The organism is Mycobacterium heckeshornense, from assembly GCF_016592155.1.
GTDB classification, from domain to species: domain Bacteria; phylum Actinomycetota; class Actinomycetes; order Mycobacteriales; family Mycobacteriaceae; genus Mycobacterium; species Mycobacterium heckeshornense.
The window spans coordinates 1,065,591-1,080,353 of record NZ_AP024237.1; the positions used below are offsets into that span (position 1 = coordinate 1,065,591).

Here is a 14,763-nt window from a genome sequence, read left to right on the forward strand (position 1 = left end):
TGGATGGTCGAATCGCGTCGCAACGCCTGCCCTGACAAGTCACGGCGTTCATGGAGCGGTCCACGTAGCGTCGCGCGGAAGCGGCGCCTGGGGAATACAGCGTCGCAACACAGTGGCGCCCTAACGGCACTGATGCACAGGAGAAGCCATGACGTACTCGCCCGGTAGCCCCGGATATCCACCCGCGCAGTCCCCCGGTTCCTACGGCGGCTCCGCACCGTCGTTCGCCAAATCCGACGACAGCGCCGGTAAGCTCCAGCTGTATCTGACCATCGCGGTGGTGGCGCTCGGCCTGGCGGCGTACCTGGCGAGTTTCGGTCCCATGTTCACCATCAGCGCCGACCTAGGACCGTCTGGAAGCGATCTGTCAGGTGGTGGCGGCGGCTTGGCGATCGTAGCGGCCTTGCTGGCGGCGCTGTTGGCGGCGGTGGGTCTGCTGCCTAAGGCCAAGAACTACACGGCCGTCGTCGGGGCGGTGGCGGTGCTGGGCGCCCTGCTGACGATCTCTCAGACGCTCAGCAAACCTAGCGGCTTCTCGATCGGCTGGGCGCTGTGGTTTGTGCTGGCTTGCACCGTGGCGCAGGCGATTGTGGCAGTTGGAGCGCTTCTGCTGGACGCTGGCGTCGTCACCCCGCCAGCGCCGCGGCCCAGGTACGACCAGTACGCGCAGTATGGCCAGTACGGCACCCAGCCCGGCGGATATTACAGCCAGCCCGGTGGGCAGCAACATCCGCCGTTTCAGCATCATGGCCAGCAGCCGTCCCCGCAGCCTTCCGGCTACGGGTCCCAGTACGGCGGTTATTCGGGCCCGTCCACCGGCGGATTCGGTGCGGTCGGTCACCAGCAGGGCGCGCAGACGGGTCCACCGCAGTCTTCGCAGCAAGGTCCCCCCACCCCGCCGACCGGATTCCCCAGCTTTGGCCAACCGCCGTCGTCCGGGTCCGGCCAGAGTGCGCAAAACCACAGCCAGGGCAGCTCCGGAAATCAGGGGGGACCCGGCCCGGGCCAGCAGCAGGGTCAGGCTCAAGGCCAGGGCCAGCAGCCGCAGTCGCCCTCTTCGCCATCAGGCCCACCGCCGTCCTAGGCAGGCGATTTTGCGCCTAGCCAGCCAGCTGCGCGAACACTGACACAGGTGCAAAACAGTCGGGCGGCGAGCCCACACCAGGCGCGCGAGCTTCTGCGGGTGGCGTTCGGACCGGCACTGGTGGCGCTGGTTGTCATCGCCGCGGTTACGCTGCTGCAGCTGCTGATCGCCAACAGCGACATGACCGGCGCGCTGGGCGCCATTGCCAGCATGTGGCTCGGCGTCCACGATGTGCCGATTTCCATCGGCGGGCGCCAGCTGGGGGTGATGCCACTGCTCCCAGTGCTGCTGATGGTGTGGGCGACAGCGCGCACCACCGCACTGGCCACACCTCCGGCGGCGTCCTGGTTTGTCATCCGTTGGATCGTGGCCTCAGCACTGGGTGGGCCGTTGCTGTGTGCGGCGATCTCGCTGGCTGTCATTCACGATGCCGCCTCGGTGATCACCGAGCTCCAAACCCCCAATGCGTTGCGTGCATTTGCCAGCGTGCTGGCGGTGCACGCGATCGGTGCCGCCATCGGAGTGGGATCGCACGTCGGGCCCCGGCTGTTGGCGGCCTCGGCGTTGCCCGTGTGGCTAGGTGGTTCGCTGCGCGCAGCAGCGGCGGGGGTGTTGGCGCTGTTCGGACTGTCTGGGCTGGTGACGGCGGGATCGCTGGTTGTGCACTGGGCGAGGATGCATGAGCTTTACGCGATCACCGACTCGGTATTCGGCCAATTCAGTCTCACCTTACTGTCGGTGCTGTATGTGCCGAACGTCATCGTCGGCACCGCCGCGGTCGCGGTGGGGTCCAGCGCCCATGTGGGGTTCGCGACGTTTAGTGCGTTCACCGTCTTCGGCGGTGACATCCCGTCCCTGCCGGTCTTGGCCGCTGCCCCGTCACCGCCGCTCGACCCGGTGTGGGTCGGATTGCTGATCGTTGGCGCCTCGTCGGGGGTGGCGGTGGGACAGCAATGTGCGCGACACCCGTTGTCGCTGGTTCCCGCGATGGGCAAGCTGCTGTCGGCGGCGGTTTTCGCGGCGCTGACGATGGCGCTGCTCGGTTACGCCGCGGGCGGAGAGCTGGGCAACTTCGGCGGCGTCGGCGTGGACCAGGGAACCTTCGGGATCGCGGTATTCCTGTGGTTCTCGGTCGTCGGCGCGATCACCGTGGGGATGGCCAACGGGATCAAGCGCGATCCCGCAAGGCCGAAGTCCCGGCCCGCAGAGGAAGTCGCCGCCGAGACACTTGCGCGCGCCCAACCGGACCGCGACGACGCCGTCGCCGACACCGCCGATGAAGCCGGGCCAACGCCCGCCGATGAGGCGCACGACGACACCGGCACTACGACAGCTGAGCAGCCGCCGAACGATTCAGATTGATGTTCGGGTGTCCGGTTCCTCCTCGTGCCGCCTGCGGCACGTATCGTCACCGGCTGATGTTCGGGTGTCCGGTTCCTCCTCGTGCCGCCCGCGGCACGTATCGTCACCGGACTAGGCTCGCCGTGTGCAGCAACCGCTCCACGTGCCCCCGAGCGCACCGGCACGGCTGGTGGTGCTGGCCTCGGGTACCGGTACGCTGCTCGCTTCCCTGCTGGAGGCGGCCGCCGGGGAATACCCGGCACGGGTGGTCGCGGTTGGCGCCGACCGTGACTGTCGGGCCGTCGAAATCGCCAAGGCCGCATCGCTGCCCACCTTTATCGTCCGGTTGGCCGACTACTCTGGCCGTGAGGCCTGGGATGCCGCTCTCACCGCTGCCGCCGCGGCACATTCCCCAGACCTGATCGTTTCCGCTGGATTCATGAAAATCCTTGGCCCACAGTTCCTTTCGCGTTACTCGGGGCGGATCGTCAACAGCCATCCGGCGTTGCTGCCCGCGTTCCCGGGTGCGCACGCCGTGGCCGACGCGCTGGCCTACGGAGTGAAGGTCACCGGCTGTACGGTCCATTTGATCGACGCCGGCACGGACACCGGACCGATACTGGCGCAACAGGCCGTCCCGGTCCTCGACGGCGACGACGAAGAGACCTTGCACGAGCGCATCAAGGTAGCGGAACGGCGGCTATTGGTGGACGTGGTGGCCGCGGTGGTAACCAGTGGCGTCACCTGGACCGGACGAAAGGCAACCATAGGATGAGCAACCACGACGAGGGGCAGGGCTCAGCGAGGCGGCCGATCCGCCGCGCCTTGATCAGTGTCTACGACAAGACCGGGCTGGTCGAGCTTGCCCGCGGTCTGCATCAAGCCGACATCGAAATTGTCTCTACCGGTTCAACAGCGAAAACCATTGCTGATCAAGGTATTCCAGTTACACCGGTAGAAGAGGTGACCGGTTTCCCCGAAGTGCTCGACGGCCGGGTCAAGACCCTGCACCCCCGCGTGCATGCCGGACTATTGGCCGACCTGAGGAAACCCCAGCACGCGGCGGCGCTGCAGCAGCTGGGCATCGCGGCGTTCGAACTGCTGGTAGTCAATCTGTACCCGTTCACCGAGACCGTGGACTCCGGTGCCGGAATCGACGACTGCGTCGAGCAGGTCGACATCGGCGGACCGTCGATGATCCGTGCTGGCGCCAAGAATTATCCCAGTGTGGCGGTGGTCGTCGACCCGTCCGGGTATGACGGTGTGCTGGCTGCGGTCGGCAACGGAGGGTTCACGCTTTCTGAACGGAAGCAGTTGGCGGCACTGGCGTTTCGGCATACCGCGGAGTATGACATCGCCGTCGCGAGTTGGATGCAGACAGTGCTCGCACCCGAGCAGCCGCGCGTCACCTTCCCGGAGTGGTTCGCCAGAACGTGGCGACGTTCTGCGCTGCTGCGCTACGGCGAAAACCCGCACCAAGAGGCCGCGCTCTACCGCGATACCAGCGCGTGGCCCGGGCTGGCGCAGGCCGAGCAGCTGCACGGAAAAGAGATGTCCTACAACAACTTCACTGACGCTGATGCTGCCTGGCGGGCCGCGTTCGACCATGACCAGATATGCGTGGCGATTATCAAGCACGCCAACCCGTGCGGAATCGCGATCTCGTCGGTCTCGGTTGCAGACGCTCACCGCAAGGCGCACGACTGCGATCCACTCAGCGCGTTCGGCGGGGTGATCGCTGCCAACACCGAGGTCAGCGTCGAGATGGCCGAGTATGTGAACACCATCTTCACCGAAGTCATCGTGGCACCCGGCTATGCGCCCGGCGCGGTCGATGTGCTGGCACGGAAGAAGAACATCCGCATACTGGTCGCCCCTGAGCCGCTGCGCGGCGGGACCGAACTGCGCCAGGTCAGCGGCGGGCTGCTGATCCAGCAACGCGACCGCCTCGATGCGCCCGGCGACAACCCGGAGAACTGGACGCTAGCCGCCGGCTCAGCGGCCGGCCCAGATACTATGGCGGACTTGCTTTTCGCGTGGCGGGCCTGCCGCGCGGTGAAATCCAACGCGATCGTGATCGCCGCCGACGGTGCCACGATTGGCGTGGGCATGGGCCAAGTAAACCGCGTCGACGCAGCGCGGTTGGCCGTCGAACGCGGGGGCGCGCGGGTGCGCGGAGCGGTCGCGGCCTCCGACGCGTTCTTCCCGTTCCCCGACGGGCTCGAGACGTTGGCGGCGGCGGGGGTTACCGCGATCGTGCATCCCGGTGGCTCGGTACGCGACGACGAGGTGACCGCTGCCGCGGCCAAGGCCGGGCTGACGCTTTATCTCACCGGCGCACGGCATTTCTCGCACTAGTGCACCGTCGAGTGGCCACTGATGACGCGCGGAAGCCGCGAAAAGCCGTAACCGGCCAGTCGACAAACTGGTCAGCGTGCACGAAATCGCCTGCTCAATCTCCTCCCCGGACAATAAAGATCCGGCGCAAACCCCGCGACGCGAAATAGCGGTTTGCCTCACGGCCATCGGACACGGCGTCTCGATACCAACCTGCGGTGCAGACGGTCGCAGGCCGACCACGCTAACCGGCACGTTGGTAGTACCGAAGGTATCGGGTAGCGTTCGGGCCGAGCAGAGCCGCCTAGGAAGCCGGCGCGCGCGGGCTAGTGGCCCGCGCGTCACCATCAGGCGGGATCATCAGTAACCCGGGACACTGTGACGCCGAACGCGGGCCGTCGTAGCGTGGAGTGGTGACTTTACCCACCGATCTGCCCCGCACCGTCGGCCAATTGCGTGCCGCCGGGCATCGCGAACGTGGTGTCAAACAGGAAATCCGGGAGAATCTGTTGGCGCGCCTTGCCGAGGGCGCAGATGGTGAAGCCATCTGGCCCGGCATCGTCGGCTTTGACGGCACCGTGTTGCCCCAGCTCGAACGGGCGCTGATCGCCGGCCATGACATCGTGCTGCTCGGAGAACGCGGGCAAGGCAAGACCCGGCTCCTGCGGGCCCTGGTGGGCCTGCTCGACGAATGGATACCGGTGATCGCCGGGGCCGAGCTCGGCGAACATCCCTACTCGCCGATCACCCCCGAGTCGATTCGTCGGGCTGCCGAGCTCGGTGACGAGTTGCCGGTCGCGTGGAAGCACCGAAGCGAGCGCTACACAGAAAAGCTGGCCACCCCCGACACCAGCGTTGCTGACCTGGTCGGCGACGTCGACCCGATCAAGGTTGCTGAGGGTCGCACCCTGGGTGATCCGGAGACCATCGCCTACGGCCTGATACCGCGGGCGCACCGCGGAATCGTGGCGGTCAATGAGCTGCCCGACCTGGCCGAGCGTATCCAGGTGTCCATGCTCAACGTCATGGAGGAGCGCGACATCCAGGTCCGCGGGTACACGCTGCGGCTACCGTTGGACGTGCTGGTCGTGGCCAGCGCCAACCCCGAGGACTACACCAACCGCGGGCGCATCATCACTCCACTCAAAGACCGCTTCGGCGCCGAGATCCGGACCCACTACCCGCTCGAGCTGGAAGCGGAGATGGGTGTCGTCATCCAAGAAGCACATCTGAGCGCGCGGGTGCCCGATCATCTGATCCAGGTCATCGCGCGGTTCGCCCGCTACCTGCGGGAGTCTAAGTCGATCGACCAGCGGTCGGGAGTGTCGGCGCGGTTCGCGATCGCCGCCGCGGAGACCGTCGCGGCCGCCGCGCGGCATCGCGGCGCGGTGCTCGGGGAGACCGATCCGGTGGCCCGAGTGGTCGACCTGGGCACGATCATCGACGTGCTGCGCGGCAAGCTGGAATTCGAATCCGGCGAAGAGGGCCGTGAGCAGGCGGTGCTCGAGCACCTGCTGCGCCGTGCCACCGCCGACACCGCGGCCAAAGTGCTGGGCGGGATCGACGTCGGACCGTTGGTCGCCGCCGTGGAGGCCGGTTCGGCGGTGACGACCGGCGAGCGGGTTTCGGCCAAGAATGTGCTGGCCGCGCTGCCCGACTTGCCCGTCGTCGACGCGATCGCCAAGCGGCTGGGCGCAGAATCCGAGGGCGAGCGGGCAGCCGCGCTGGAATTGGCGCTGGAAGCACTGTATTTGGCCAAGCGCATCGACAAGGTGTCCACAGAAGGCGAAACCGTTTATGGCTAAACCCGCGGGGGGCCACTCAACTCGGTACTCGGCGTACACCGGCGGGCCCGACCCGCTGGCTCCGCCGGTGGACCTGCGTGAGGCGCTTGAGCAGATCGGACAGGACGTCATGGCGGGCAGCTCGCCGCGGCGGGCACTGTCCGAATTGCTCAGGCGAGGAACAAGGAATATGCCCGGGGCCGACCGGCTGGCGGCTGAGGCGAACCGGCGTCGACGGGAGTTGTTGCGGCGCAATAACTTAGATGGGACCCTTCAAGAAATCAAAAAGCTGCTTGACGAGGCAGTGCTGGCGGAGCGCAAGGAGTTGGCGCGCGCGCTCGACGACGACGCCCGGTTCGGTGAACTCCAGCTGGATGCGTTGTCGCCGTCGCCGGCGAAGGCCATACAGGAGCTCTCGGACTACAACTGGCGCAGCGGCGAGGCCCGCGCGAAATACGAGCAGATCAGGGATTTGCTTGGGCGCGAATTGCTCGACCAGCGCTTCGCCGGCATAAAGCAGGCGCTTGAGGGCGCCACTGACGAGGATCGCCGGCGTGTCACCGAGATGCTCGACGCCCTCAACGAGCTGCTGGACAAGCATGCCAGGGGACAAGACACCCAGCAAGACTTCGACGACTTCATGAAAAAGCACGGCGAGTTCTTCCCGGAGAACCCCCGTAATGTCGAAGAACTGTTGGATTCACTGGCCAAGCGGGCAGCCGCCGCGCAGCGTTTCCGCAACAGTTTGACGCCGGAGCAACGTGCTGAGCTAGATGCCTTGGCGCAGCAGGCTTTTGGATCACCAGCCCTGATGCAGGCGTTGGAGCGGCTGGATGCTCACCTGCAGGCGGCGCGTCCGGGCGAGGACTGGTACGGCAGTGCGGAATTCTCCGGCGACAATCCGCTGGGTATGGGCGAGGGGACCCAGGCCCTCGCGGATATCGCGGAGCTCGAGCAACTGGCTGAGCAGCTGTCGCAGAGCTATCCGGGCGCCACCATGGACGATGTCGACCTCGATGCGCTGGCCCGTCAGCTCGGCGACCAAGCCGCTGTCGACGCTCAAACACTCGCCGAGCTGGAGCGCGCGCTGCTCAACCAGGGATTTTTCGACCGCGGTTCCGACGGCCAGTGGCGGCTATCTCCGAAGGCGATGCGCCGGCTCGGTGAGACTGCGTTACGTGATGTGGCCCAACAGCTTTCCGGACGACGTGGCGAGCGCGATCATCAACGTGCCGGCGCGGCCGGCGAGCTGACGGGTGCTACCCGGCCTTGGCAGTTCGGCGACACCGAGCCGTGGAATGTCACCCGGACGCTCACCAATGCGGTACTGCGGCAAGCCGGAACCGCGACGGCCCAATGGCCGATCCGGATAACCGTTGAAGACGTGGAGGTTTCGGAGACCGAAACACGCACCCAAGCGGCGGTTGCGTTGCTGGTGGACACCTCGTTCTCCATGGTCATGGAGAACCGCTGGATTCCGATGAAACGTACCGCACTGGCGCTCAGCCATCTGGTCAGCACTCGATTCCGCTCGGATGCATTGCAGATCATCGCATTTGGGCGCTATGCACGGACAGTGACGGCTGCCGAATTGATGGGCCTGGAAGGCGTGTATGAGCAGGGCACCAACTTGCATCACGCGCTGGCGTTGGCCGGCCGGCATCTGCGACGGCACCCCAATGCTCAGCCGGTTGTGTTGGTGGTCACCGATGGTGAGCCGACGGCACATTTGGAAGATTTCGACGGTGACGGCACCGCAGTGTTTTTCGACTATCCGCCGCACCCACGGACCATTGCTCACACCGTGCGTGGATTTGACGACATGGCGCGACTGGGCGCTCAGGTGACTATCTTCAGGCTGGGCAGTGATCCCGGGTTGGCGCGGTTCATCGACCAGGTGGCGCGGCGGGTTGAAGGCCGTGTCGTGGTGCCGGATCTCGACGGGCTGGGCGCGGCGGTGGTCGGTGACTATCTGCGGTCTCGGCGGCGGCGGCGCTAGCCCTGCTCGGCACTATTGCTGCGGTTTGCGGTTTTTCCGCTTGATGCCGACCCCGCCCCACAGCGAGAAGCCACGCACCCGCACCTTGGGTGCACCCGGGGTGCCTTCGCTGTTGACGTGCTGGTCGAAGCCGCCCATCACACCGTGGCCGTGGATCTCGACGTTGACCTCCGGCGGCAGCAAGATGGTCTGCCCGCCCATGATCGAATACGCGTGGATATCGACTTCGGTAGAGGTGAAGTCGGCGTAACGCAAATCGATGACGCCGCCGCCCCACAGCGCGAACGTCGTCAATTTCTTCGGGATCGGCCATCGGCCGCGCCGTTCGAACGCGCCCATGATGGCCAGCAACAGGGTCGAGGGCGCCGGTTTACAGGCTTCGCCGCGGCGCGGGCTGACCGAGGAGCCCGGCAGATCTGCCCGGAGCCGATCCAGTTCTTGATACGTGGTCGCCGCGTAGGCCTTGGCAAGCCGTTCCTCGTATTCGCTCAGTTGCAGGCGACCCTGCGCAGCGGCGTCGGTGAGCAACTGCGCCACCTGTATGCGATCGGTGTCGGCGGCGCGCGACTCGTCCCGCATGTCGCGCTGCGCTTCTTTGCTCATCAGTGCTGAGCCTACGACGAAGAAATTCGGCTGCAAGGCCAGTTCGCTAAACTATGTCGTCACCGCGCGGCGGCACCCATCGGGGCGGCCGTTTCTGCAGGAAGGCGAGCATTCCTTCGCGGGCCTCGTCCGAGACGAACAGGCGCGCCGAGTCGACGCTGAGCCGCTCGGCGTCGCGGTCGAAGCCCGCTAGCACCGCCGCGGTGGTCAATGCCTTCGACGCGGCCAGTCCCTGCGGCGACCCCAGTCCCAGCTCCGCGACCAACGTTGCCACCGCGGCGTCGACGTCGTCTGCCGCCAGGGTTACCAACCCGATCGCCGCGGCTTCCCGAGCGTCAAATTTTTCACCGGTCAGGTAGTAGCGTGCCGCCGCCCGGGCTGACATCTTCGGCAGCAGGGTCAGCGAGATGATCGCCGGTGCCACCCCGATCCGCGCTTCGGTCAGCGCGAAGCTGCTGCGTGGACCGGCCACAGCGATATCGCAGGCTCCGACTAGGCCCAGGCCGCCCGCGCGGACGTGACCGTCGATGGCAGCGATCACCGGCAGCGGTGACTCGACGATGGCGCGCAGCAGCGCGGCCAACTCCCTGGCACGTGCGGCCGCGGCGTCGAAGGGGTCGCCGCCCGATGCCTCCGACAGGTCCGCCCCCGCGCAGAACGTGCCGCCGGTATGGCCGAGCACCACCACGCGGACCGCTGTGTCGGCCGCCGCGTCCCGCAGCCCCTGGTGCAGCTGGCTGACCAGCGTGCTGGACAACGCGTTGCGGTTCTTCGGAGAATTCAGTGTCAGCCGAGCGACGTTCCCGTCGACCGCGTATTCGACCAGGGTCTCCATCAGTAGGAGCGCGGCAGACCCAATGACGTCTGGGCAATGAAATTCAGCACCATCTCGCGGCTCACTGGCGCGATCCGCGACAGCCGTGACGCAGTCAACGCCGCGGCGATCCCGTATTCCTTGGTCAGCCCGTTACCGCCCAGCGATTGCACGGCTTGGTCGACGGCCCGCGCAGAGGCTTCGCCCGCAGCGTATTTCGCCATGTTGGCCGCTTCCGCGGCACCCATGTCGTCACCGTGGTCGTAGAGCGTCGCGGCTTTCTGCATCATCAATTTCGCGAGTTCGATCTCAACGTAGTTCTGCGCCAGCGGATGCGACAGCCCCTGGTGCGCACCGATCGGGGTGTCCCACACCTTGCGCGTCTTAACGTAGTCGGTGGCTTTACTCAGTGCGAAGCGTCCCATACCGACGGCGCTGGCCGCACCCATGATTCGCTCCGGGTTTAGGCCGGCGAACAGCTGGGCGATCGCGGCGTCCTCCGATCCGACCAGCGCATCGGCGGGCAGCCGCACGTCGTCGATGAAGACTGTGAATTGCCTTTCGGGGCTTATCAGCTCCATTTCAATCGGGGTGTAGGTAAAGCCGGGGGCGTCGGTGGGCACCACGAACAGCGCCGGTCGCAATTTGCCGGTCTTGCTCTCTTCAGTGCGGCCCACCACTAGTACCGCTTGGGCTTGGTCGACGCCGGAAATGAAAACCTTTTGGCCGGAAAGGATCCAGTCGCTGCCGTCACGACGGGCGGTGGTGGTGATCCGGTGCGAGTTGGAGCCGGCGTCGGGTTCGGTGATGGCGAACGCCATCGTGATCGAGCCATCGGCGATGCCGGGCAGCCAGCGTTGTTTTTGCTCGTCGGTGCCGAACTTGGAGATGATAGTTCCGTTGATCGCCGGTGAGACCACCATCATCAGCAGGCCGCACCCATGCGCCGACATTTCCTCCATTACGAGTGACAACTCGTACATGCCAGCGCCGCCGCCGCCGTACTTTTCCGGCAGATTCACCCCAAGAAAGCCCAGTTTGCCTGCCTCATTCCACAATTCGTCGGTATGCTGATGCGCTCGCGCTTTCTGCAGGTAGTAGTCGGGGCCGTAGTTGGATACCAGGGCGGCGACCGCCTTACGCAGCGCCCGGCGCTCCTCGTTTTCGATAAAGCTGGTGTCGGTCACGATTGCGAGACTCCTTCTGTTTGTTGGGGGGATGCATCGACGCGAGCCAACACCGCGCCTACTTCGACTTGTGCGCCAGGACCGACGGCGAGCTGCGACAGTACCCCGTCCGTCGGCGCGGTGATTGTGTGCTCCATCTTCATCGCTTCCAGCCAGACCAGCGGTTGGCCGGCGGTCACCGTGTCGCCGACCTGAGCGCCGACCCGGATGACGTTGCCAGGCATCGGTGCCACCAGCGAACCCTGTTCGACAGCCGAACCCGGCTCCGGGAAGCGGGGCAGGGCCACCAGGTGTACCGATCCGTGCGGTGAGTCGACGTAGATGTCGTCTCCGTAACGGGCGGCCTCGATCCGGCACGCTACGCCGTTGCCATCAGCCAGCACCACCTCGTCGGCGGTGCAGGAAACCAGGTGCACCGACTCGTCGTCGGGGAGCTCTAAACCCGTTCTGGTGAAACGATATTGGACACGATGATCGTGACCGTTGTCGTCGCGGAAGTTCTTGACCTGATACCCAGAGGCCAGGTTGCGCCACCCGCTCGGCATGGACCCGAATACGGCTGCCGTCGCGCGGTTGTGTGCGGCGTCGGCGAGCGCGGCCGCGATCGCGGATAACCGGACCGCCGCCGCGTCGCACAGCGGTGCCGCCAGCGTCGGCAGCCCGTGGGTGTCGAAAAACGCGGTATCGGTGGCGCCGTCGAGGAAAGCGGGGTGCCGCAGCACATTGACCAAAAGCTCGCGGTTGGTGCGGACGCCATGCAAGCGGGTGCGGGCCAGTGCGTCGGCGAGCACCCGTGCTGCCTGACGGCGGCTGGGGGCGTAGGAGATTACCTTGGCCAGCATCGGGTCGTAGTGGATCGACACCACCGATCCGTCCACAATGCCCGAGTCCAGCCTGATCCCGGTACGCCGGCCGAGGGTTTCGAACTGTGCGCGCACCCCGGGTACGTCGATGGTGTGCACCTGACCGGCCTGCGGCTGCCAGTCCCGCGCCGGATCCTCAGCGTAGACTCGCGCCTCAATCGAATACCCTTGTGCCGCAGGAGGTTCAGGATCCAATCGGCCACCGTCAGCCACCGCCAGCTGCAGCTCGACCAGGTCGGTTCCTGTCGTCTCCTCGGTAACGGGGTGCTCGACCTGCAGGCGGGTGTTCATCTCCAGGAAGTAGAACTCGGCGTCCCCAGAAGGAGAGATGTCGGCGAGGAACTCCACGGTGCCGGCTCCGGTGTAGCCGATCGCGCTGGCGGCGAGGCGGGCAGCGTCGAACAGCTTGGCTCTCATCCCCGGCGTGCGTTCCACCAGCGGGGAGGGGGCTTCTTCGATGATCTTCTGGTGCCGACGCTGGATCGAGCATTCCCGTTCTCCAACAGCCCATATCGTGCCGTGGGTGTCGGCGATCACCTGGACTTCGACGTGGTGGCCGGTGGGCAGGTAGCGCTCGCAGAACACGGTCGGATCGCCGAACGCGGACTGCGCCTCGCGCCGCGCAGCGGCAACCTCGTGCGGAAGCGCCGCCAACTCGCGCACTACTCGCATCCCGCGGCCACCGCCACCCGCCGAGGCCTTGACCAATACCGGCAGTTGCTCGGCGGTGACCGTGTCGGGGTCGAGCTCGGCGAGCACCGGAACGCCGGCGGCGGCCATCAGTTTCTTGGCCTCGATCTTGGAGCCCATCGCGCGCACCGCCGTCACCGGCGGGCCGATCCAGGTCAACCCCGCATCGACTACTGCCGCCGCGAAATCAGCGTTCTCGGAGAGGAACCCGTAACCCGGATGGACAGCGTCGGCGTCGGTGGCCCGGGCCGCGGCGATCAGCGCCTCGGGATTGAGGTAGTCGTTGACCCGCGGCAGACGCACCCGCAGATCCGCCTCGGCCACGTGCGGCGCTGCCGCGTCCGGGTCGGTGTAGACCGCGACCGTGCTCACGCCCAGCCGGCGGCAGGTCGCGAAGATCCGCCGGGCGATCTCGCCGCGGTTGGCGACCAGAACTCGAGTGACACCCATACCCATCACATCCGGAAGACACCAAAGTTCGACGTGCCCTTGATCGGGGCATTAGCGATGGCAGACAAGCACATTCCCAGCACGGTCCGGGTGTCACGCGGATCGATGACGCCGTCGTCGTACAGTCGTCCGGACAGAAACAACGGTAACGACTCCGCTTCGATCTGCGCCTCGATCGCCGCCCGCAGCGCAGCGTCGGCCTCTTCGTCGAATTGCTGACCCCGCGCTTGCGCGGCGGCGCGGTTGACGATGGAGATCACGCCCGCCAATTGGGCGCCGCCCATGACGGCGGCCTTCGCGCTCGGCCAGGCGAACAAGAAGCGCGGATCGTAGGCCCGTCCACACATGCCGTAGTGCCCGGCTCCGTATGACGCTCCGATCAGCAGCGAAATGTGCGGCACGGTCGAGTTGGAAACCGCGTTGATCATCATCGAGCCGTGCTTGATCATCCCGCGTTCCTCGTAGTCCTTGCCGACCATGTAGCCAGTGGTGTTGTGCAAGAACAACAGTGGGGTGTCGGAGCGGTTGGCCAACTGGATGAACTGAGTCGCCTTCTGGGCTTCCTCGCTGAACAGGATGCCGCGGGCGTTGGCCAAAATGCCCAGCGGATAGCCGTGCAGCCGGGCCCAGCCGGTGACCAGGGACGAGCCGTAGAGCGGTTTGAACTCGTCGAATTCCGAGCCGTCGACGATACGGGCGATGACCTCCCGCGGGTCGAATGGGATACGCAGATCGGACGGCACGATGCCCAACAGTTCCTCGGCGTCGTAGCGCGGCTCGATGACCGGTCCGGGTGCCGGCCCTAGCTTCTTCCAGTTCAACCGGGCCACGATCTGGCGGCCGATGCGCAGCGCGTCGAGCTCGTCGAGGGCGAAGTAGTCAGCCAAACCCGAGATGCGGGCATGCATTTCGGCGCCGCCCAGAGATTCGTCATCAGATTCTTCGCCGGTCGCCATTTTCACCAGCGGCGGCCCGGCCAAGAACACTTTAGAGCGTTCTTTGATCATCACCACGTGGTCGGACATCCCCGGCACATAGGCGCCGCCCGCGGTGGAGTTCCCGAACACCAGGGCGATGGTCGGAATCCCGGCTGCCGACAGCCGGGTCAGGTCACGGAACATCTGTCCGCCGGGGATGAAAACCTCTTTCTGCGTTGGTAAGTCGGCGCCGCCGGACTCCACCAGTGAGATGACCGGCAGGCGGTTCTGGAAGGCGATCTGATTGGCCCGCAGTATCTTTCGCAGCGTCCACGGATTACTGGTGCCACCTTTGACCGTGGGATCGTTGGCGACGATGATGCATTCCACGCCGGATACCGCGCCGATGCCCGCGACGACGCTGGCGCCCACCTGGAATTCGCTGCCCCACGCCGCAAGCGGGCACAACTCCAAGAACGGCGAATCGGGATCGACCAGCAACTCGATTCGTTCCCGTGCGGTCAGCTTGCCGCGGGAATGATGGCGCTCGACGTATCTAGGGCCGCCGCCTGCGAGCGCCTTGGCCAGCTCGCCGTCGATCTCGGCGAGTTTGGCGGTCAACGCGGAAGCCGCCTCGGTGTAGGCGGGCGAGGCCGGGTCGAGCGTCGATTGCAGGACCGTCATAACCACCGCC

At 66.0% G+C, this 14,763-nt stretch carries 11 protein-coding genes; 6 read left to right on the plus strand and 5 right to left on the minus strand.

From position 1 onward, the window contains the following. The first annotated feature begins 148 nt into the window (after positions 1-148). From MHEC_RS05180 to MHEC_RS05205, 6 genes are all read left to right on the plus strand, one after another. Positions 149-1,084 (plus strand): DUF5336 domain-containing protein, encoded by a 936-nt coding sequence (locus MHEC_RS05180; protein ID WP_048889971.1) that lies wholly within the window; start codon positions 149-151, stop codon positions 1,082-1,084. Positions 1,085-1,132: 48 nt separating this feature from the next. Further along, positions 1,133-2,446 (plus strand): cell division protein PerM, encoded by a 1,314-nt coding sequence (locus MHEC_RS05185; protein WP_048889970.1) that lies wholly within the window; start codon positions 1,133-1,135, stop codon positions 2,444-2,446. A gap of 124 nt (positions 2,447-2,570) precedes the next feature. Continuing rightward, entirely contained in the window at positions 2,571-3,200 is a 630-nt protein-coding gene (purN, locus tag MHEC_RS05190) for a phosphoribosylglycinamide formyltransferase (RefSeq protein ID WP_048889969.1), read from the plus strand. Further along, entirely contained in the window at positions 3,197-4,783 is a 1,587-nt protein-coding gene (gene purH / locus MHEC_RS05195) for a bifunctional phosphoribosylaminoimidazolecarboxamide formyltransferase/IMP cyclohydrolase (RefSeq protein WP_048889968.1), read from the plus strand. Before purN ends, purH begins: the two co-directional genes overlap by 4 nt. Positions 4,784-5,172: 389 nt before the next feature. Beyond that, positions 5,173-6,567: a sigma 54-interacting transcriptional regulator gene (locus MHEC_RS05200; RefSeq protein WP_048889967.1), complete on the plus strand. Its 1,395-nt coding sequence runs from the start codon at positions 5,173-5,175 to the stop codon at positions 6,565-6,567. After that, entirely contained in the window at positions 6,560-8,545 is a 1,986-nt protein-coding gene (locus tag MHEC_RS05205) for a vWA domain-containing protein (RefSeq protein ID WP_048889966.1), read from the plus strand. Before MHEC_RS05200 ends, MHEC_RS05205 begins: the two co-directional genes overlap by 8 nt. A gap of 12 nt (positions 8,546-8,557) precedes the next feature. On the opposite strand, the gene MHEC_RS05210 is transcribed toward MHEC_RS05205, so the two are convergent. Genes MHEC_RS05210 through MHEC_RS05230 form a run of 5 tightly spaced genes read right to left on the minus strand, consistent with a single transcriptional unit; the run spans position 8,558 to position 14,753 of the window. Beyond that, positions 8,558-9,148, minus strand: coding sequence for a DUF1707 SHOCT-like domain-containing protein (locus MHEC_RS05210; protein WP_048889965.1), 591 nt, complete (start codon positions 9,146-9,148; stop codon positions 8,558-8,560). Positions 9,149-9,194: 46 nt separating this feature from the next. Further along, a complete protein-coding gene (locus tag MHEC_RS05215) occupies positions 9,195-9,983 on the minus strand; it encodes an enoyl-CoA hydratase family protein (RefSeq protein ID WP_048889964.1) in 789 nt (262 codons plus the stop codon). After that, on the minus strand, positions 9,983-11,149 hold the full coding sequence (locus tag MHEC_RS05220; protein WP_048889963.1) for an acyl-CoA dehydrogenase family protein: 1,167 nt from the start codon (positions 11,147-11,149) through the stop codon (positions 9,983-9,985). Before MHEC_RS05220 ends, MHEC_RS05215 begins: the two co-directional genes overlap by 1 nt. After that, positions 11,146-13,152: an acetyl/propionyl/methylcrotonyl-CoA carboxylase subunit alpha gene (locus tag MHEC_RS05225; protein WP_048889962.1), complete on the minus strand. Its 2,007-nt coding sequence runs from the start codon at positions 13,150-13,152 to the stop codon at positions 11,146-11,148. Before MHEC_RS05225 ends, MHEC_RS05220 begins: the two co-directional genes overlap by 4 nt. A gap of 5 nt (positions 13,153-13,157) precedes the next feature. After that, positions 13,158-14,753, minus strand: coding sequence for an acyl-CoA carboxylase subunit beta (locus MHEC_RS05230; protein WP_048889961.1), 1,596 nt, complete (start codon positions 14,751-14,753; stop codon positions 13,158-13,160). Between the last annotated feature and the right edge of the window lie 10 nt (positions 14,754-14,763).